General features: G+C 60.4%; 23 protein-coding genes. 18 read left to right on the top strand and 5 right to left on the bottom strand.

Annotation, left to right across the window (positions count from 1 at the left end; all coding sequences use genetic code 11):
- Positions 1-3 precede the first annotated feature (3 nt).
- The 6 genes from GHN92_RS08080 to GHN92_RS08105 all read left to right on the top strand — a co-directional run bounded on the left by GHN92_RS08080 (position 4) and on the right by GHN92_RS08105 (position 4,945).
- Positions 4-903 carry an energy transducer TonB gene (locus tag GHN92_RS08080; RefSeq protein WP_095039056.1) on the top strand — a complete coding sequence of 300 codons (900 nt, stop codon included), beginning with the start codon at positions 4-6 and terminating at the stop codon, positions 901-903.
- Between the two features lie 154 nt (positions 904-1,057).
- Entirely contained in the window at positions 1,058-1,630 is a 573-nt protein-coding gene (locus GHN92_RS08085) for a YqgE/AlgH family protein (RefSeq protein ID WP_094999861.1), read from the top strand.
- Complete coding sequence (gene ruvX / locus GHN92_RS08090; RefSeq protein ID WP_088378774.1) at positions 1,630-2,070, top strand: Holliday junction resolvase RuvX; 441 nt, start codon at positions 1,630-1,632, stop codon at positions 2,068-2,070. The genes GHN92_RS08085 and ruvX overlap by 1 nt, the downstream gene beginning before the upstream one ends.
- A gap of 83 nt (positions 2,071-2,153) precedes the next feature.
- The gene (gene pyrR / locus GHN92_RS08095; RefSeq protein ID WP_094999860.1) at positions 2,154-2,660 is read left to right on the top strand and encodes a bifunctional pyr operon transcriptional regulator/uracil phosphoribosyltransferase PyrR; all 507 of its coding nucleotides are present in this window, start codon (positions 2,154-2,156) and stop codon (positions 2,658-2,660) included.
- Positions 2,661-2,672: 12 nt separating this feature from the next.
- Entirely contained in the window at positions 2,673-3,677 is a 1,005-nt protein-coding gene (locus tag GHN92_RS08100; protein ID WP_094999859.1) for an aspartate carbamoyltransferase catalytic subunit, read from the top strand.
- Positions 3,674-4,945 (top strand): dihydroorotase, encoded by a 1,272-nt coding sequence (locus GHN92_RS08105; RefSeq protein ID WP_094999858.1) that lies wholly within the window; start codon positions 3,674-3,676, stop codon positions 4,943-4,945. The genes GHN92_RS08100 and GHN92_RS08105 overlap by 4 nt, the downstream gene beginning before the upstream one ends.
- Before the next feature lie 92 nt (positions 4,946-5,037).
- On the opposite strand, the gene GHN92_RS08110 is transcribed toward GHN92_RS08105, so the two are convergent.
- The gene (locus GHN92_RS08110) at positions 5,038-5,454 is read right to left on the bottom strand and encodes a TM2 domain-containing protein (protein ID WP_094999857.1); all 417 of its coding nucleotides are present in this window, start codon (positions 5,452-5,454) and stop codon (positions 5,038-5,040) included.
- A 252-nt stretch (positions 5,455-5,706) separates the two neighbouring features.
- Here GHN92_RS08110 and GHN92_RS08115 point away from each other — a divergent pair, with 252 nt between their 5' ends.
- From GHN92_RS08115 to GHN92_RS08165, 11 genes are all read left to right on the top strand, one after another.
- Positions 5,707-6,354, top strand: a complete 648-nt coding sequence (locus tag GHN92_RS08115) for a C40 family peptidase (RefSeq protein WP_094999855.1) — start codon at positions 5,707-5,709, stop codon at positions 6,352-6,354.
- Positions 6,355-6,473: 119 nt separating this feature from the next.
- The gene (locus tag GHN92_RS08120; RefSeq protein WP_095019608.1) at positions 6,474-7,160 is read left to right on the top strand and encodes a YggS family pyridoxal phosphate-dependent enzyme; all 687 of its coding nucleotides are present in this window, start codon (positions 6,474-6,476) and stop codon (positions 7,158-7,160) included.
- Between the two features lie 33 nt (positions 7,161-7,193).
- Positions 7,194-8,012 carry a pyrroline-5-carboxylate reductase gene (gene proC, locus GHN92_RS08125; RefSeq protein WP_094999853.1) on the top strand — a complete coding sequence of 273 codons (819 nt, stop codon included), beginning with the start codon at positions 7,194-7,196 and terminating at the stop codon, positions 8,010-8,012.
- Positions 8,013-8,023: 11 nt separating this feature from the next.
- Entirely contained in the window at positions 8,024-8,611 is a 588-nt protein-coding gene (locus tag GHN92_RS08130) for a YggT family protein (protein ID WP_094999852.1), read from the top strand.
- Complete coding sequence (locus tag GHN92_RS08135) at positions 8,611-8,901, top strand: DUF167 domain-containing protein (RefSeq protein WP_095019607.1); 291 nt, start codon at positions 8,611-8,613, stop codon at positions 8,899-8,901. The genes GHN92_RS08130 and GHN92_RS08135 overlap by 1 nt, the downstream gene beginning before the upstream one ends.
- A 187-nt stretch (positions 8,902-9,088) precedes the next feature.
- A complete protein-coding gene (locus GHN92_RS08140; protein ID WP_094999850.1) occupies positions 9,089-10,228 on the top strand; it encodes a homoserine O-acetyltransferase in 1,140 nt (379 codons plus the stop codon).
- Between the two features lie 7 nt (positions 10,229-10,235).
- Positions 10,236-10,856, top strand: coding sequence for a methionine biosynthesis protein MetW (gene metW, locus GHN92_RS08145; RefSeq protein ID WP_016782543.1), 621 nt, complete (start codon positions 10,236-10,238; stop codon positions 10,854-10,856).
- Between the two features lie 26 nt (positions 10,857-10,882).
- Positions 10,883-11,320 carry a DUF4426 domain-containing protein gene (locus GHN92_RS08150; protein WP_094999849.1) on the top strand — a complete coding sequence of 146 codons (438 nt, stop codon included), beginning with the start codon at positions 10,883-10,885 and terminating at the stop codon, positions 11,318-11,320.
- Positions 11,317-11,913, top strand: a complete 597-nt coding sequence (gene rdgB / locus GHN92_RS08155) for an RdgB/HAM1 family non-canonical purine NTP pyrophosphatase (RefSeq protein ID WP_094999848.1) — start codon at positions 11,317-11,319, stop codon at positions 11,911-11,913. The genes GHN92_RS08150 and rdgB overlap by 4 nt, the downstream gene beginning before the upstream one ends.
- Positions 11,910-13,124 carry a radical SAM family heme chaperone HemW gene (gene hemW / locus GHN92_RS08160; RefSeq protein WP_153379859.1) on the top strand — a complete coding sequence of 405 codons (1,215 nt, stop codon included), beginning with the start codon at positions 11,910-11,912 and terminating at the stop codon, positions 13,122-13,124. The genes rdgB and hemW overlap by 4 nt, the downstream gene beginning before the upstream one ends.
- A 9-nt stretch (positions 13,125-13,133) precedes the next feature.
- Positions 13,134-13,457, top strand: a complete 324-nt coding sequence (locus GHN92_RS08165) for a DUF3392 domain-containing protein (RefSeq protein WP_016782547.1) — start codon at positions 13,134-13,136, stop codon at positions 13,455-13,457.
- Between the two features lie 164 nt (positions 13,458-13,621).
- On the opposite strand, the gene trmB is transcribed toward GHN92_RS08165, so the two are convergent.
- From trmB to GHN92_RS08185, 4 genes are all read right to left on the bottom strand, one after another.
- Positions 13,622-14,344 (bottom strand): tRNA (guanosine(46)-N7)-methyltransferase TrmB, encoded by a 723-nt coding sequence (gene trmB, locus GHN92_RS08170; RefSeq protein WP_094999846.1) that lies wholly within the window; start codon positions 14,342-14,344, stop codon positions 13,622-13,624.
- A 9-nt stretch (positions 14,345-14,353) separates the two neighbouring features.
- Complete coding sequence (locus GHN92_RS08175) at positions 14,354-15,148, bottom strand: thiazole synthase (RefSeq protein ID WP_019828053.1); 795 nt, start codon at positions 15,146-15,148, stop codon at positions 14,354-14,356.
- 59 nt (positions 15,149-15,207) lie between these two features.
- Entirely contained in the window at positions 15,208-15,408 is a 201-nt protein-coding gene (gene thiS / locus GHN92_RS08180; protein ID WP_016782550.1) for a sulfur carrier protein ThiS, read from the bottom strand.
- A gap of 80 nt (positions 15,409-15,488) precedes the next feature.
- Positions 15,489-15,860, bottom strand: a complete 372-nt coding sequence (locus GHN92_RS08185) for a DUF423 domain-containing protein (protein WP_094999845.1) — start codon at positions 15,858-15,860, stop codon at positions 15,489-15,491.
- A 45-nt stretch (positions 15,861-15,905) separates the two neighbouring features.
- Here GHN92_RS08185 and mtgA point away from each other — a divergent pair, with 45 nt between their 5' ends.
- Positions 15,906-16,661, top strand: coding sequence for a monofunctional biosynthetic peptidoglycan transglycosylase (gene mtgA, locus GHN92_RS08190; protein WP_370688633.1), 756 nt, complete (start codon positions 15,906-15,908; stop codon positions 16,659-16,661).
- The last annotated feature ends 103 nt before the right edge of the window (positions 16,662-16,764 follow it).

Below are 16,764 nucleotides of genomic sequence, written 5' to 3' on the forward strand. Positions count from 1 at the left end.
GCCATGACACTTCCCAACGACCTGCCCCCCGAACTCGGCCATAAAGGCGTGCGTGCGGCCGATCGCCTCGGATTTACCCTGTTTGTCGCGGCACTGCTGCATATTGCAGTGATCGTCGGCGTGGGGTTCAACATGGAAGCGCCCAAACAGATCAGCAAAACCCTGGAAATCACCCTGTCCACGTTCAAAAGCGAAAAAGCGCCGGAAAAAGCCGATTTTTTAGCCCAGGACAACCAGCAGGGCAGCGGCACGCTGGACAAGAAAGCGGTGCCCAAGACGACGGAAATCGCCCCTTTCCAGGACAACAGCGTCAAGAAGGTCACCCCGCCGCCTGCCGCCAAACCCGAACAGACCCAGGCCGCACCCAAGGCCGCCGTGACTACCGTGGCGCCCACGGCAAAAAAAGCCCCGAGCCAGCCGCAGAAGGTCAAGACCCAAGCGGCACCCAAGGCCAGCATTCCAACGTTCGACAGTTCCCAGCTGTCCAGCGAGATTTCCAGCCTCGAAGCCGAACTGGCCAACGAGCAGCAGCTGTACGCCAAGCGCCCGAAGATCTACCGCATGAGCGCGGCTTCGACCATGCGCGACAAGGGCGCCTGGTATAAAGAAGACTGGCGTAAGAAGATTGAACGCATCGGCAACCTCAACTACCCCGAGCAGGCACGCCGGGAAAAGATCTACGGCAAACTGCGCCTGCTGGTGTCGATCAACCGCGACGGTTCGCTGCATGAAGTGCTGGTGCTTGAATCGTCGGGCCAACCGCTGCTGGACCAGGCGGCACAACGCATCGTGCGCCTGGCGGCACCTTTTGCCCCCTTTACCGGTGATCTGGCGGACATCGACCGGCTGGAGATCATCCGCACCTGGAAATTCGCCGAAGGCGACCGCCTGTCCAGCAACTGAAGCACTGTGGGAGCGGGCTTGCTCGCGATTGGATCGCTGCGTTTTAACGTTAAACCGCGCCGCCTGTATCGCGAGCAAGCCCGCTCCCACAAAGACCCAGGAATCTTGAGCTGCAAACTTGTCAGTTCACGCTGCCAGCGCCACACTAAGACTCATGAAAAAACACGCGCCGACTTACCTCAAGCATCAATTCCTGATCGCCATGCCCCATATGGCCGACCCGAACTTTGCCCACTCCTTGACCTACATCGTCGAGCACACGGCCAATGGTGCCATGGGGTTGATGATCAACCGTCCGCTGGAACTGAACCTGGCGGATGTTCTTGAGCAGTTGCGCCCGGAAAAACTTTCTTCACCCCTGTGCCAGCACGTGCCGGTCTTCGGTGGCGGGCCTGTCATGATCGACCGTGGCTTTGTCCTGCATCCGGCCAGCATGAACTTTGACGCTACAGTCGAACTCGACGACGGGCTGGCCCTGAGTACCTCTGCCGATGTGTTGTTCAGCATTGCCGACGGCCGCGGCCCGAACCGCAGCCTGATCTGCCTGGGCTATGCCGGCTGGGATGCTGGCCAGCTGGAGGCCGAATTGGCCGACAACGCCTGGCTGACCTGCCCCTATTCCGCTCATATCCTGTTTGATACCCCAAGCGAGCTGCGCCTCGACGCAGCCGCCAAACACCTCGGAGTGAACCTCAATTTGTTAAGCACCCAAGCAGGCCATTGCTGATGGCCAGCCTTCGTTTACTGCTGGGCTTCGACTACGGCACCCGCTCCATCGGCGTGGCTGTGGGCCAGATGATTACTGGCCAGGCCCGCGAACTGTGCAACCTGAAAGCCGAGAATGGCATCCCCAAGTGGGAAGAAATCGAAAAGCTGATCAAGGAGTGGCAGCCCGACGCAATGGTGGTCGGCATGCCCCTGAACATGGACGGCACCCCGAGCGACTTCTGCGCCCGGGCGCAGAAATTTGCCAATCGTCTGAATGGCCGCTTCAATTTGCCGGTTTTTACCCATGATGAACGCCTGACCACCTTCGAGGCCAAGGGCGAGCGCCGGGCCCAGGGCGGCCAGCGCGGCAGCTACCGCGACAACCCCGTTGATGCCATCGCCGCCAAACTGGTGCTGCAAGGCTGGCTCGACGAAAACCCGGCGCACTCTCAAGACTGACCCGGCGCTTGTACAATTGACCCGCCTCATTGTTTGCGCCCGCCGCCGCACGTTCTGCTGCGCGGGCCTTTTAAGGAGCCACCATGATCCTGCCTGTTCCCGCTGAACTGATCTCCCAGATGGCCCTTGATCTCAAGGCCCACCTGGCCCGTCGCGGTATCACCGAACCACGTTACATCGGTATCCGCACCGGCGGCATCTGGGTTGCCCAGGCGCTGCTCAAGGCGCTGAACAGCGAGGCCCCGCTGGGCACGCTGGACGTGTCGTTCTACCGCGATGATTTCAGCCAGAACGGCCTGCACCCGCAAGTGCGGCCTTCCGAATTGCCATTCGAAATTGAAGGCCAGCACCTGGTGCTGATCGACGATGTGCTGATGAGCGGTCGGACCATTCGCGCAGCGCTGAACGAGCTGTTCGACTATGGTCGTCCGGCCAGCGTGACCCTGGTCAGCCTGCTGGACCTGGACGCCGCCGAGCTGCCGATCCGTCCGGATGTGGTGGGCGCGACCTTGTCGCTCAAGCCGAGCGAGCGGGTAAAATTGTCCGGCCCCGCGCCACTGACACTCGAACTTCAAGACCTAGCCCTCTAAGAGACCATTGCGATGACGCCTACAGACGCCAAGCGCCCGCTGCAGCTCAATGATCAGGGCCAGCTGCGCCACTTTCTGTCGCTCGACGGTTTGCCCCGTGAACTGCTGACAGAAATCCTCGACACCGCCGACTCGTTCCTTGAAGTCGGCGCCCGAGCCGTGAAAAAAGTCCCGTTGTTGCGCGGCAAGACCGTGTGCAACGTGTTCTTCGAAAACTCCACCCGCACCCGCACCACCTTTGAAATGGCCGCCCAGCGCCTGTCGGCCGACGTGATCACGCTGAACGTGTCGACCTCGTCGGCGAGCAAGGGCGAAACCCTGCTCGACACCCTGCGCAACCTAGAAGCCATGGCCGCCGACATGTTTGTGGTGCGCCACGGTGACTCCGGCGCCGCGCACTTCATTGCCGAGCACGTGTGCCCGCAGGTGGCAATCATCAACGGCGGCGACGGCCGCCATGCCCACCCGACCCAGGGCATGCTCGACATGCTGACCATCCGTCGGCACAAGGGCGGCTTCGAAAACCTGTCGGTGGCCATCGTCGGTGACATCCTGCACTCGCGGGTGGCACGTTCGAACATGATCGCCCTCAAGACCCTGGGTTGTAAGGACATTCGCGTTATCGCGCCGAAGACCCTGTTGCCGATCGGCATCGAGCAGTACGGCGTGAAGGTCTACACCGACATGACCGAAGGCCTGAAAGACGTGGATGTGGTGATCATGCTGCGCCTGCAGCGCGAGCGCATGTCCGGTGGCCTGCTGCCGAGCGAAGGCGAGTTCTACCGCCTGTTCGGCCTGACCACTGCCCGCCTGGCCGGGGCCAAGCCTGATTGCATCGTGATGCATCCGGGGCCGATCAACCGGGGGGTCGAGATTGAATCCGCGGTGGCCGATGGCCCGCACTCGGTGATCCTCAACCAGGTGACCTACGGCATTGCCGTGCGCATGGCGGTGTTGTCCATGACCATGAGCGGGCAAACCGCCCAGCGCCAATTCGAACAGGAGAACGCCCAGTGAAGCTCAGCATTCTCGGCGCCCGTGTAATTGATCCGACCAGCCAGCTGGATCAAGTGACTGACCTGCACCTGGAGGCCGGCAAGATCGTTGCCATTGGCGCAGCGCCAGCCGGTTTCACCCCGACGCAAACCATCGAAGCCAAAGGCCTGGTGGCCGCCCCCGGGCTGGTTGACCTCAACGTTGCCCTGCGTGAACCGGGCTACAGCCGCAAAGGCACCATCGCCAGCGAGACCCGCGCGGCTGCGGCCGGTGGCGTCACCAGCCTGTGCTGCCCACCGCACACCAAGCCGGTGCTGGACACCTCGGCCGTTGCCGAGCTGATCCTTGACCGCGCCCGCGAAGCCGGTAACTGCAAGGTGTTCCCGATCGGTGCATTGAGCAAAGGCCTGGACGGCGAGCAACTGGCCGAACTGATCGCCCTGCGTGACGCGGGCTGCGTGGCATTTGGCAACGGCCTCAACAGTTTCAGCAACACCCGCACCCTGTGCCGGGCACTGGAGTACGCCGCCACGTTCGACCTGACGGTGATCTTCCACTCCCAGGACCGTGATCTGGCCGAAGGCGGGATTGCCCACGACGGTGCAATGGCTGCGTTCCGAGGCTTGCCGGGCATTCCGGAAACCGCCGAAACCGTAGCCCTGGCCCGCGATCTGCTGCTGGTTGAGCAAAGTGGCGTGCGCGCACACTTCAGCCAGCTGACCAGCGCCCGTGGCGTGGCCCTGATCGCTCAGGCCCAGGCTCGTGGCCTGAAAGTCACTGCGGATGTGGCGTTGTATCAGCTGATTCTGACTGACGAAGCACTGGTGGATTTTTCCAGCGTTTACCATGTGCAACCGCCACTGCGCACCCGCGCCGACCGTGACGGCCTGCGCGAAGCTGTGAAGTCGGGCGTGGTGCAAGCCATCTCCAGCCATCACCAGCCCCACGAACGCGATGCCAAACTGGCACCGTTCGGCGCGACCGAACCGGGCATGAGCAGCGTTGAAGTGCTTCTGCCGCTGGCGATGACACTGGTAGAAGACGGTTTGCTCGACCTGCCGACGCTGCTCAACCGCCTGAGCGCTGGCCCGGCTGACGCCTTGCGCCTGCCAGCCGGCAAACTGGCAGTGGGTTCGGCGGCGGACCTGGTGCTGTTTGACCCCGCGGCCTCGACCCTGGTCGGTGAACAATGGCACTCCAAAGGCGACAACTGCCCGTTCCTCGGCCATTGCCTGCCGAGTGCCGTGCGTTACACGCTGGTGGATGGGCGGATCAGTTACGAAGGCTAACGCGCTACCAATAACCTGTAGTCGTGGGAGCGAGCCTGCTCGCGAAGATCATTCGCGAGCAGGCTCGCTCCCACAGAGGCAGGATTTGTGTCTTAACGACGCTCTGCGTTCTTGATCGAAATCTGATCGTTCAGAGTCCAGAAGTCATACAGGACGCCGATCAGGAAAAAACCGCCGGTGAACAGGTAAATGATCCCTGTGATCCATTTGCCCATGTACATCCGATGTACGCCCAAGACGCCCAGAAACGTCAGCAGAATCCAGGCCACGCTGTAGTCAGTATTACCTGCGGTAAACCGCAAGTCGGCTTCACGGTCCATGCTCGGGATCAGGAACAAGTCGATCAACCAGCCAATACCCAACAAGCCCAGGGTGAAAAACCAGATCGTCCCGGTTACCGGCTTGCCGTAATAAAAGCGGTGCGCGCCCAGGAAACCAAAAATCCACAGCAAATAGCCCAGCACTTTGCTGTGAGTATCGCGCTGAACATCGTCTCGATAGCCGCTCATAAATGCCCTCTTTGCTGCTGATAGAAAAATATTGTGAAGTTTTTTGTGACTTTTTTACTGTCGTGCAAAAGGTAAAAGTGTCTTACAGAAATTGGCGCAAAGCCTTGTGTTACCTGACCTGCACCCTCGCCATGCGACAATTTGCCATCATCGTTACGGAAATTGACCCTACAGTCCACCTGACAAATGGCCTGAGAAAGGACAAAAAAGCTGTTATAAAGTTTCGCGTTTATAACCATTGAGCCCTGCCGAATGCGTCCTATATTCAAGACATGGCTAACCATTTGCCTATTATTGCCACTGGCCGCCCACGCCACCAATCGTGAGCAACACCTTCCTTCGGGCTTCACTGGCTACACCGCAAAGTCATCTGCGAGTGCGCCTTATGTTGCCTCTACCAGCAAGACCGTAGCACGTCCTGCCTCCAGTAAAGCCCACCGCAAGGCCCCGGGCAAAATTGCGGCCGCTTCCCTGGCCGCCGCCAACAAGCAGAGCAGCACGGTGCTGAGCCGCGCCGTCAACGTGCTGGGCACCCCTTATCGTTGGGGCGGCAGCAGCCCAAGTAAAGGGTTCGACTGCAGCGGGCTGGTCAAATACGCCTTTAATGACGTGGCCGCCGTTGATTTGCCACGCACCTCCAGCGAAATGGCCAGCGGCCATGGCCAAAAGGTCGAGCGCAAGGACTTGAAGCCTGGCGACTTGCTGTTTTTCAACATCAAGAGCCGCAAGGTCAACCACGTTGCCATCTACCTGGGCAACGACCGCTTTATCCACGCTCCGCGTCGCGGCAAGTCGGTGACTATCGACACGCTGCAAAAGCCTTACTGGCAGAACCACTATGTGGTTGCCAAGCGTGTGCTGCCTAAAGAGAAAGGCGCGCTGCAGGTTGTGCAACGCTAAGCGCAGGCAAATCATGCAGCCGCTTCCAGCGGCTGCATGCCAACCAGGTCAGCGATATCCATCCCCCCTCCCAATTCCAGTAGAATGCCGCTGACTTTCACAACAGCGGGCTTACACGAATGTCCACGATAGCAGGCAACATTGCCCGGGTTGAGGCGCGCATCCGTGCAGCCGCACTGGCTGTGCAACGTGATGTAACGAGCATTCATCTACTCGCTGTCAGCAAGACCAAACCTGCTGGCGCGCTGCGTGAAGCCCATGCCGCGGGCATTCGCGACTTTGGCGAAAACTACCTGCAGGAAGCCCGCGCCAAACAGCTCGAATTAGCCGACCTGCCCTTGTGTTGGCACTTCATCGGCCCCATTCAATCGAACAAGACGCGCGACATCGCCGAGCATTTTGCGTGGGTGCATTCCGTTGACCGGCTCAAAATTGCCCAGCGCCTGTCTGAACAGCGCCCGGCAAACCTGCCGCCGCTCAATATCTGCATTCAGGTCAATGTCAGCGGTGAGGCCAGCAAGTCGGGCTGTACCCCGGCAGACCTTCCTGCGCTGGCGGCCGCCATCAGCGCCCTGCCACGCTTGAAACTGCGCGGCCTGATGGCGATACCCGAGCCCACGGAGGACCGCGCCGAGCAGGACGCAGCCTTTGCGACAGTACGCACATTGCAAGAAAGCCTGAACATGGGCCTTGATACGCTTTCAATGGGCATGAGCCATGACCTGGAGTCTGCGATTGCCCAAGGCGCCACCTGGGTACGCATCGGCACTGCATTATTTGGCGCCCGCGACTACGGCCAGGCCTGAAACGGCCTGTCTCATTTTTTATAAGGATCGGTTATGAGCAAAATGCGTATTGCCTTTATCGGCGCCGGCAACATGGCTTCCAGCTTGATCGGCGGCCTGTTGGCCAAAGGCCTGGATGCAGCACAGATCCGCGCCAGCGATCCGGGTGCCGAGACGCGGGCCAAAGTGGCCGCCGAGCATGGCATCGAACTGTTTGCCGATAACGCGCAAGCCATTCAGGACGCCGATGTGATCGTGATCGCGGTCAAGCCACAGGCCATGAAAGCCGTGTGCCAGGACCTGCGCCCGCACCTCAAGCCCCATCAACTGCTGGTATCCATTGCCGCCGGCATTACCTGCGCCAGCCTGCTTGACTGGCTGGGCAACCAGCCGCTGGTACGCTGCATGCCCAACACCCCGGCCCTGCTGGGCAAGGGCGTAAGTGGCCTGTTTGCCACCGCCGATGTTACCGCCGAGCAACGCCAGCAGGCTGAACAACTGCTAAGCGCCGTGGGCATTGTGGTGTGGGTGGACAGCGAAGCGCAGATCGATGCCGTGACTGCCGTGTCCGGCAGCGGCCCGGCGTACTTCTTCCTGTTGATCGAAGCCATGACCGATGCCGGCGTCAAGCTCGGCCTGCCCCGTGACGTGGCCAAGCAGCTTGCCGAGCAGACTGCACTGGGTGCCGCGCACATGGCCGTGGCCAGCGATGTCGATGCTGCCGAGCTGCGCCGCCGCGTGACCTCGCCTGCCGGTACTACTGAAGCAGCGATCAAGTCATTCCAGGCCGACGGCTTTGCCGCCACGGTCGAAAAAGCATTGAGTGCCGCCGCGCACCGCTCGGCCGAAATGGCCGAACAACTAGGTCAATAAAGGAGCACATGATGTCCGGACTTAATGGCGCTGCCATTTTCGTGATTCAAACCCTGGGTAGCCTCTACCTGCTGATCGTACTGCTGCGGTTTATCCTGCAACTGGTGCGGGCGAACTTCTACAACCCGCTGTGCCAGTTCATCGTCAAGGCCACCCAGCCGCTGCTCAAGCCGCTGCGCCGGGTGATCCCGAGCCTGTTCGGCCTGGACATGTCATCGCTGGTACTGGCGATCATCGTGCAGATGGTGATCTTCGCCGTGGTCCTGACGCTCAGCTACATGTCGTTCAACGTCTTTGGCCTGCTGCTCTGGGCGATCATTGGCGTGACTGCGCTGTTTTTGAAAGTGTTCTTCTTCGCCATGATCATCAGCGTGATCCTGTCGTGGGTGGCACCCGGCAGCACCAGCCCTGGTGCTGAACTGGTCAACCAGATCACCGAACCTGCCCTGGCCCCGTTCCGCCGCTTCCTGCCAAGCATGGGCGGCCTGGATATCTCGCCCATCCTGGCGTTTATGGTGATCCAGCTGATCCAGAGCTTCGTGATCCCGCCATTGGCCATGTACGTCGGCATGCCGGTCATCTTGTTCGGCCTGATCTGATGAGCTACTACCGTTGGGACGGCGAGGACCTGATTCTCGACTGTCACCTGCAACCCAAGGCCAGCAGCGACGAGTTCGCCGGCCTGCACGGTGACCGCCTGAAAATCCGTCTCACCGCCCCACCGGTAGAGGGCAAGGCCAACGCCCACCTGATGGCCTTTCTGGCCAAGGCGTTCGGCATAGCCAAAAGTCAGGTCAGCCTGGTGAGCGGCGAGCTTAACCGGCAGAAACGCGTGCGCTTGCATGCACCCAAAAAACTGCCGGACTTGCCGGGGCTGGCCAGGCCCTGAACCTGTGGGAGCGGGCTTGCTCGCGATACTGGCACCGCGCTCGGTCGACAAACTGCGGTGATGCAATCGCGAGCAAGCCCGCTCCCACAGAGTTTGGCTACAGGTCATAAAATCAGCCCAGACCATTGCTTGCTGCTACGCCCCCCGCTCATTAGACTTACGCCTCATTTAAATGAGAGCAGGGTCGATGCCAGCTGCCTTTCCCCCCGATTCCGTTGGTCTGGTCGTGCCGCAAACAGCGCACTTCAACGAGCCCCTGGCGCTAGCCTGCGGTCGCTCACTGCCTGCCTATGATCTGATCTACGAAACCTACGGCCAGCTCAATGCCTCGGCCAGCAACGCCGTACTCATCTGTCACGCACTGTCAGGGCACCATCACGCGGCGGGCTACCACAGCGCCGATGATCGCAAGCCCGGCTGGTGGGACAGTTGCATCGGTCCCGGCAAGCCAATCGACACCAACAAGTTCTTCGTCGTCAGCCTCAACAACCTGGGCGGCTGCAACGGTTCTACCGGCCCAAGCAGCATGAACCCTGAAACCGGCCGGCCGTTTGGCGCCGAGTTCCCGGTGTTGACCGTTGAAGATTGGGTCCACAGTCAGGCTCGCCTGGCGGACCGGCTGGGCATCAGCCAATGGGCCGCCGTGATCGGCGGCAGCCTGGGTGGCATGCAGGCGCTGCAGTGGAGCATCAGTTACCCTGATCGCCTGCGCCATTGCCTGGCGATTGCCTCGGCGCCCAAATTGTCCGCGCAAAATATCGCGTTCAACGAAGTCGCTCGTCAGGCCATCCTTACCGACCCCGAGTTCCACGGCGGTTCGTTCCAGGAAAAAGGCGTGATTCCCAAGCGCGGCCTGATGCTGGCACGCATGGTCGGGCATATCACCTACCTGTCCGATGACTCGATGGGCGAAAAATTCGGCCGTGGCCTGAAGAACGAAAACCTCAACTACGACTTCCACAGCGTCGAGTTCCAGGTCGAAAGCTACCTGCGTTATCAGGGCGAAGAGTTCTCCGGGCGTTTCGACGCCAACACTTACCTGTTGATGACCAAGGCGCTGGACTACTTCGACCCGGCAGCCAACTTTGACGACGACCTGGCCAAAACCTTTGCCGGGGCCAAGGCACGCTTCTGCGTGATGTCGTTCACCACCGACTGGCGCTTCTCGCCGGCCCGCTCGCGGGAGCTGGTGGATGCATTGATGGCCGCGAAAAAAGACGTCTGCTACCTGGAAATCGACGCTCCGCAAGGCCATGACGCCTTTCTGATCCCGATTCCGCGCTACCTGCAAGCCTTCAGCAATTACATGAACCGCATAGAACTGTGAGAACGCCATGAGAGCCGACCTGGAAATCATCCAAGACTGGATCCCCGCCGGCAGCCGCGTGCTCGACCTTGGTTGTGGTGATGGCGAACTGCTGAGCTGGCTGCGCGACAACAAGCAAGTCACCGGTTACGGCCTGGAAAACGACCCGGACAACATTGCCGAATGTGTGGCCAAGGGCATCAACGTCATCGAGCAGGACCTCGACAAGGGCCTGGGCAACTTCGCCAGCAACAGCTTTGATATCGTGGTCATGACCCAGGCGCTGCAAGCCGTGCACTACCCCGACCGGATCCTCGATGAAATGCTGCGCGTCGGTCGCCAGTGCATCATCACCTTTCCGAACTTCGGCCACTGGCGTTGCCGCTGGTACCTGGCCAGCAAGGGGCGGATGCCGGTCTCCGAATTCCTGCCTTACACCTGGTACAACACGCCGAACATTCACTTCTGTACTTTCGAAGACTTCGAGGCGCTGTGCCGCGAGCGCGAAGCACAAGTGATCAACCGCCTTGCCGTAGATCAACAACACCGACACGGGTGGGCGAGCAAGATATGGCCTAACCTGTTGGGCGAGATTGGCATTTATCGTGTCAGCAGTCCCGGCCTTCAGGATCATCAGGTCGCGGTCTAAACCAGCAAGTTCTAAGGAGAGTGACAATGGGTCGTATTGGATTACTACTGCTTTCGATGTGTTTTGGCATGCAGGCTTTTGCCGGTGACGGCACATCTGCCCAGCGTCAACAGACGTTTGGCGACACAACGGTGTATTACAACGCGTTCCCGTCGACTTTCCTGACGCCGGAAATCGCCAACGAATTTGAAGTCACCCGCAGCAAAACCAATGCGGTGCTCAACATCACCCTGAACAAGGGCGGCAAGAACATTGCCGCCAACGTTCAAGGCACGGTCCGGACGGGCGATGCCAAGCCGATACCCTTGACCTTCCGTCAGGTGGGCAAGAACGGCGAAATCAATTATCTGGCCCAGTTCCCGGTGGCCGGGCCGCAGACCTTCACCTTCAAAGTGGATGTGAAGGCAGGCGGCGCTACCTCTGAAACCATCCAATTTTCTCAAATGGTCGCTCCAATCGAATGATGAACCTCACGCAACTGGTACTGGCTAGCCACAACGCCGGCAAACTCAAAGAACTTCAGGCCATGCTCGGCGAGTCGGTGCAGTTGCGCTCGATTGGAGAATTCAGCAGCGTTGAGCCGGAAGAAACCGGCTTGTCGTTTGTTGAGAACGCAATTCTTAAAGCCCGCAATGCCGCACGCCTCTCGGGCTTGCCGGCACTGGCCGACGACTCGGGGCTGGCCGTGGACTTTCTCGGCGGCGCGCCGGGCATTTATTCGGCACGTTATGCAGACGGCAAAGGCGACGCGGCCAACAACGCCAAGCTGCTCGACGCCCTCAAAGACGTGCCCGAGGCAGAGCGCGGTGCACAGTTTGTCTGCGTGCTGGCACTGGTACGCCACGCCGACGACCCGCTGCCGATCATCTGTGAAGGCCTGTGGCACGGGCGCATCCTGCCTGCAGCCAGCGGCGAACACGGTTTCGGCTATGACCCGCTGTTCTGGGTACCGGAGCGCAACTGCTCCAGCGCCGAACTCAGCCCCACGGAGAAAAACCAGCTGAGCCACCGTGCGCGCGCCATGGTTTTGCTGCGTCAGCGTTTGGGCCTGAAATGACCCACGACACACCTCCACAGCCGCTCTATCTGGGCGCGGCTGGCTTTACCCAGCAGGCGCCGCGCGCGCCGCTGAACCAATTGCCCCCTCTGTCGCTGTATATCCATATTCCGTGGTGCGTGCGCAAATGCCCGTATTGCGACTTCAACTCCCACACCGCCAGCCCGGTGCTGCCCGAAGACGAATACGTCGACGCGCTGCTGGCCGACCTCGATCAGGACCTGCACGCTGTTTATGGTCGCGAGCTCAGCTCGATCTTCTTCGGCGGCGGCACACCGAGCCTGTTCAGCGCACACGCTCTGGGGCGCCTGCTAAAAGGCGTTGAAGCGCGCATCCCGTTTGCCAGTGATATCGAAATCACCCTGGAAGCCAACCCGGGCACATTCGAGCAGGAAAAGTTCGTGGCTTACCGCAAGCTGGGCATCAATCGCCTGTCGATCGGTATCCAGAGCTTCCAGCAAGAGAAGCTGCAGGCCCTGGGTCGCATCCACAACGGCGATGAAGCTGTGCGTGCAGCCTCAATGGCGCGACTGGCGGGCTTTGACAACTTCAACCTGGACCTGATGCACGGCTTGCCCGATCAGTCCCTGGAGGACGCCCTGAGCGACCTGCGCCAGGCTATTGCGCTCAAGCCGACGCATCTGTCGTGGTATCAGCTGACCCTGGAGCCCAACACGGTGTTCTGGAACCAGCCCCCCGTGCTGCCGGAAGACGACACCCTGTGGGACATTCAGGAAGCCGGTCAAGCGCTGCTCGCCGAGCACGGCTACACCCAGTACGAAGTGTCGGCCTACGCCCAGCCCGGCCGGCCGGCGCGGCACAATCTCAATTACTGGAGTTTCGGCGACTTTATCGGCATCGGCGCTGGCGCCCACGGCAAACTGAGCCATCCTGATGGCCGTATCGTGCGCACCTGGAAAACTCGTCTGCCAAAGGACTACCTGAATCCAGCGAAATCCTTTCAAGCAGGAGAGAAAGCTCTTACAGCAGAAGAGCTGCCATTTGAGTTTCTAATGAACGCCTTGCGCCTGACCGACGGCGTTGACTCGGCGCTCTACCCTCAGCGCACGGGGTTACCACTGGACAGCTTGAGCACTGGACGCAAAGCAGCCGAACAAAGTGGCTTATTGCAGGTCGAACCGTCACGCCTGGCGGCAACTGCCCGGGGCCAGCTGTTTCTCAATGACCTGTTGCAGCACTTTTTGACCTAAGGAAATCGAATGGACTTGGTACTCGACCTGCTTGCCAACGTATCGCGCTGGAGCCGCAGTCACCTCTCGGAGATCGCTCTGGCCTTGATTGGCTGTGTACTGGTGCTGTTCGGTGCCGACTTCAAGGGCTGGGTCGAACAACGTCTGGGCAGCATTGCGGGCGCCCTGCGCGTGCCGCTGATGGCCCTGCTTTGCCTGATCGGCAGCGGTGCGGCCCTGATCTACGCCACGCCCTGGGTCGAACGCGGGTTGAGCCAGTTCAACAACTACAGCCTGGCACCGGTGCTGTTGGTGGTGCTGGTATTGATCGGGGTGGTGGCGGATCGGCGCTGAAGAACACCCAGGATATCGTGTGGGAGCGGGCTTGCTCGCGATACAGGCTACGCGGTGCATCTGATTCACCGCTGTGATGCCATCGCGAGCAAGCCCGCTCCCACAGATTTCGTACGAACTTCACCGACCCCAAAGCAGGGTGGGGCCGGTGATTGAAAAACCGCTTAAGCCAGTTTTTCGAACTTCAAATCCCACACGCCGTGCCCAAGACGTTCGCCGCGGCGTTCGAACTTGGTCACCGGGCGCTCAGGCGGACGTGGCACGCACTTGCCGTCTTCAGCCAGGTTGCGATAACCAGGCGCGACGTTCATCACTTCCAGCATGTATTCAGCATACGGTTCCCAGTCGGTAGCCATGTGCAACACGCCGCCAACCTTGAGCTTGGAGCGCACCAGTTCGGCGAAGGACGCTTGCACGATCCGGCGCTTGTGGTGACGGCTCTTGTGCCAAGGGTCCGGGAAGAACAGCAGCAGGCGATCAAGGCTGTTGTCTGCCACGCAACGGGTCAGGACTTCGATTGCATCGCAATCGTATACCCGCAAGTTGGTCAGGCCCTGGGTCAACACGCCGTTAAGCAGCGCGCCCACACCCGGACGGTGAACCTCTACGCCGATAAAGTCCTGCTCAGGCGAAGCCGCTGCCATTTCCAGCAGGGAATGGCCCATGCCAAAACCGATTTCCAGGGTGCGCGGCGCAGAGCGACCGAACACCTGGTCGAAATCGACCGGCGCGTCAGCCAGTGGCAGTACATACAGCGGCGTGCCTTGGTCGAGGCCGCGTTGCTGGCCTTCGGTCATGCGCCCGGCGCGCATCACAAAACTCTTGATGCGACGGTGTTGGCGATCGTCGCCTTCTTCCGGGATTGGGGTGTCTAGTGATTCAGTCATCAGTGGCTCTTACTTGATCAGACCATCCAGCGGCGAAGAGGCGCTGGCATAGAGTTTTTTCGGCATGCGCCCGGCCAGGTACGCCAGGCGGCCCGCCACAATGGCGTGTTTCATGGCTTCGGCCATGATGATCGGATGCTGGGCATTGGCGATGGCCGAGTTCATCAGCACCGCTTCGCAGCCCATTTCCATGGCGATGGTCGCGTCGGAGGCAGTGCCCACACCCGCATCGACCAGTACCGGAATTTTCGCTTCTTCAAGAATGATGCGCAGGTTGTAGGGATTGCAGATCCCCAGACCGGTGCCAATCAGGCCAGCCAGCGGCATCACGGCAATACAGCCCATGGCTTCCAGCTCGCGGGCAATGATCGGATCATCGCTGGTGTACACCATTACGTCGAAACCGTCCTTGACCAGAATCTCGGCGGCCTTGAGGGTTTCGATCACGTTGGGGAACAGGGTTTTCTGGTCGGCCAGCACTTCAAGCTTGACCAGCTTGTGGCCATCGAGCAGTTCACGGGCCAGGCGGCAGGTACGTACGGCTTCAACCGCGTCATAGCAGCCTGCAGTGTTGGGCAGGATGGTGTAGCGATCCGGCGGCAACACATCGAGCAGGTTCGGCTCGCCCGGGTTCTGACCGATGTTGGTGCGGCGTACGGCGACGGTGACGATCTCGGCACCCGAGGCTTCAATGGCCAGGCGGGTTTCTTCAAGGTCACGGTACTTGCCGGTGCCCACCAGCAGGCGCGACTGGTAAGTACGGCCGGCCAGGGTAAAAGGCTTGTCGCTGCGAACGTTGCTCATCGGGAATCCTCTTTAATTATGTGCACTTGCGGGTCGAGCATGATGGGCAGGGCAAAAACCTAGCCGCCACCGATGGCATGCACCACTTCGACCTGGTCACCGGCTTTGAGTACCGTCTCGGCATGCTGGCTGCGCGGGACAATGTCCAGGTTCAGCTCGACCGCAACCCTGCGGCCGGTCAGTTCCTGACGGGCCAGCAAGTCGGCGACGGTCTCGCCGTCGGGTAGTTCAAAGGATTCACCGTTCAACTGAATGAGCATGCGCGACGCTGCCTTCATTTTAAGGGGCCAGCATTCTAGCCCGATCAGTCAGGCCGACCCAAGCCATTCATCTTGCAGGCTCAGCTCAGGCGCCAGGCGGCCAGCCCCAAACACAGCCAGCCGGCCAGAAATGCCAGGCCGCCGAAGGGCGTGATGATCCCCAGCTTGCTGATGCCGGTCATGGTCAGCACATACAGGCTGCCGGAAAACAGCACAATGCCGACAGCAAAACAGACACCTGCCCAGGTCACCAGGCGCCCGGGCAGATGAGTGGCCAGCAAGGCCACGCCAAACAGGGCCAGGGTGTGGACCAACTGGTAGGTCACGCCTGTATGAAAAATAGCCAGATACTGTTCAGTCAGGCGGCCTTTAAGGCCATGGGCCGCGAAAGCACCCAAAGCAACACCGGTAAAGCCGAAGAATGCGGCCAGCATCAAAAAAACGCGCAGCATGGGGTTACTCCAGTCAGGATCATGGAATGGCGCAGGGTCTGTATAATGGCCCGCTCAACGGGTTCGGCCAAGTCATCCATGCTGCGTTTTCTTGTTCATCGCTTTCTCAAGGTCCTGCTCTGGTTCGCAGTGGGCAGCGCATTGCTGGTGCTGGTTTTTCGCTGGGTACCGCTTCCCGGCACGGCGCTGATGGTCGAACGCAAGGTCGAGTCATGGCTTGACGGCCAGCCGATTGACCTGCAGCGCAGTTGGCGGCCGTGGGATGAAATATCCGACGAACTGAAAGTTGCGGTCATGGCAGGTGAGGATCAGAAATTCCCCGAGCACTGGGGTTTTGACTTCGGGGCGATCAGGGCTGCGCTGATCCACAACGAACAAGGCGGAACGCTGCGCGGTGCCAGTACGCTGAGCCAGCAAGTGTCGAAGAACCTGTTTTTGTGGTCCGGTCGCAGCTGGCTGCGCAAAGGCCTGGAAGCCTGGTTTACCGCGTTGATCGAGGTGTTGTGGCCCAAGCAGCGGATTCTTGAGGTGTACCTCAATAGTGCGGAGTGGGATGAAGGCGTGTTCGGCGCCGAGGCCGCAGCGCAGCATCACTTTGGCGTGAGTGCCAAAAACCTTACGCGCCAGCAGGCCAGTTATCTGGCGGCCGTGCTGCCCAGCCCGCTGAACTGGAGTGCAAGCCACCCCAGCACCTATGTCAGCCGCCGCGCCGGGTGGATTCGTCAGCAGATGAGCCAGTTGGGGGGCGACAGCTATCTCACCACACTGAACAACTCACGCAAGGCGCCTTGGGCGGGCTAACCTGAAAATCTGCAAGCCCCTCACCCCAGCCCTCTCCCAAAGGGAGAGGGGGCCGATCTCCAGCGAATTCAAAATCCACGTCAACCCCGATCAAGCGGCTGGG

Origin of the sequence: Pseudomonas sp. FSL R10-2964 (assembly GCF_009600035.1) — a bacterium.
Lineage (GTDB): Bacteria > Pseudomonadota > Gammaproteobacteria > Pseudomonadales > Pseudomonadaceae > Aquipseudomonas > Aquipseudomonas bubulae.

Excerpts from the sequence above, each read along its gene's own strand:
- GHN92_RS08080 (WP_095039056.1), top strand. The coding sequence starts at position 4 with ATGACACTTCCCAACGACCTGCCCCCCGAACTCGGCCATAAAGGCGTG.
- GHN92_RS08085 (WP_094999861.1), top strand. The coding sequence starts at position 1,058 with ATGAAAAAACACGCGCCGACTTACCTCAAGCATCAATTCCTGATCGCC.
- ruvX (WP_088378774.1), top strand. The coding sequence starts at position 1,630 with ATGGCCAGCCTTCGTTTACTGCTGGGCTTCGACTACGGCACCCGCTCC.
- pyrR (WP_094999860.1), top strand. The coding sequence starts at position 2,154 with ATGATCCTGCCTGTTCCCGCTGAACTGATCTCCCAGATGGCCCTTGAT.
- GHN92_RS08100 (WP_094999859.1), top strand. The coding sequence starts at position 2,673 with ATGACGCCTACAGACGCCAAGCGCCCGCTGCAGCTCAATGATCAGGGC.
- GHN92_RS08110 (WP_094999857.1), bottom strand. The coding sequence starts at position 5,454 with ATGAGCGGCTATCGAGACGATGTTCAGCGCGATACTCACAGCAAAGTG.
- GHN92_RS08115 (WP_094999855.1), top strand. The coding sequence starts at position 5,707 with ATGCGTCCTATATTCAAGACATGGCTAACCATTTGCCTATTATTGCCA.
- GHN92_RS08120 (WP_095019608.1), top strand. The coding sequence starts at position 6,474 with ATGTCCACGATAGCAGGCAACATTGCCCGGGTTGAGGCGCGCATCCGT.
- proC (WP_094999853.1), top strand. The coding sequence starts at position 7,194 with ATGAGCAAAATGCGTATTGCCTTTATCGGCGCCGGCAACATGGCTTCC.
- GHN92_RS08130 (WP_094999852.1), top strand. The coding sequence starts at position 8,024 with ATGTCCGGACTTAATGGCGCTGCCATTTTCGTGATTCAAACCCTGGGT.
- GHN92_RS08135 (WP_095019607.1), top strand. The coding sequence starts at position 8,611 with ATGAGCTACTACCGTTGGGACGGCGAGGACCTGATTCTCGACTGTCAC.
- GHN92_RS08140 (WP_094999850.1), top strand. The coding sequence starts at position 9,089 with ATGCCAGCTGCCTTTCCCCCCGATTCCGTTGGTCTGGTCGTGCCGCAA.
- metW (WP_016782543.1), top strand. The coding sequence starts at position 10,236 with ATGAGAGCCGACCTGGAAATCATCCAAGACTGGATCCCCGCCGGCAGC.
- GHN92_RS08150 (WP_094999849.1), top strand. The coding sequence starts at position 10,883 with ATGGGTCGTATTGGATTACTACTGCTTTCGATGTGTTTTGGCATGCAG.
- rdgB (WP_094999848.1), top strand. The coding sequence starts at position 11,317 with ATGATGAACCTCACGCAACTGGTACTGGCTAGCCACAACGCCGGCAAA.
- hemW (WP_153379859.1), top strand. The coding sequence starts at position 11,910 with ATGACCCACGACACACCTCCACAGCCGCTCTATCTGGGCGCGGCTGGC.
- GHN92_RS08165 (WP_016782547.1), top strand. The coding sequence starts at position 13,134 with ATGGACTTGGTACTCGACCTGCTTGCCAACGTATCGCGCTGGAGCCGC.
- trmB (WP_094999846.1), bottom strand. The coding sequence starts at position 14,344 with ATGACTGAATCACTAGACACCCCAATCCCGGAAGAAGGCGACGATCGC.
- GHN92_RS08175 (WP_019828053.1), bottom strand. The coding sequence starts at position 15,148 with ATGAGCAACGTTCGCAGCGACAAGCCTTTTACCCTGGCCGGCCGTACT.
- thiS (WP_016782550.1), bottom strand. The coding sequence starts at position 15,408 with ATGCTCATTCAGTTGAACGGTGAATCCTTTGAACTACCCGACGGCGAG.
- GHN92_RS08185 (WP_094999845.1), bottom strand. The coding sequence starts at position 15,860 with ATGCTGCGCGTTTTTTTGATGCTGGCCGCATTCTTCGGCTTTACCGGT.
- mtgA (WP_370688633.1), top strand. The coding sequence starts at position 15,906 with ATGGCCCGCTCAACGGGTTCGGCCAAGTCATCCATGCTGCGTTTTCTT.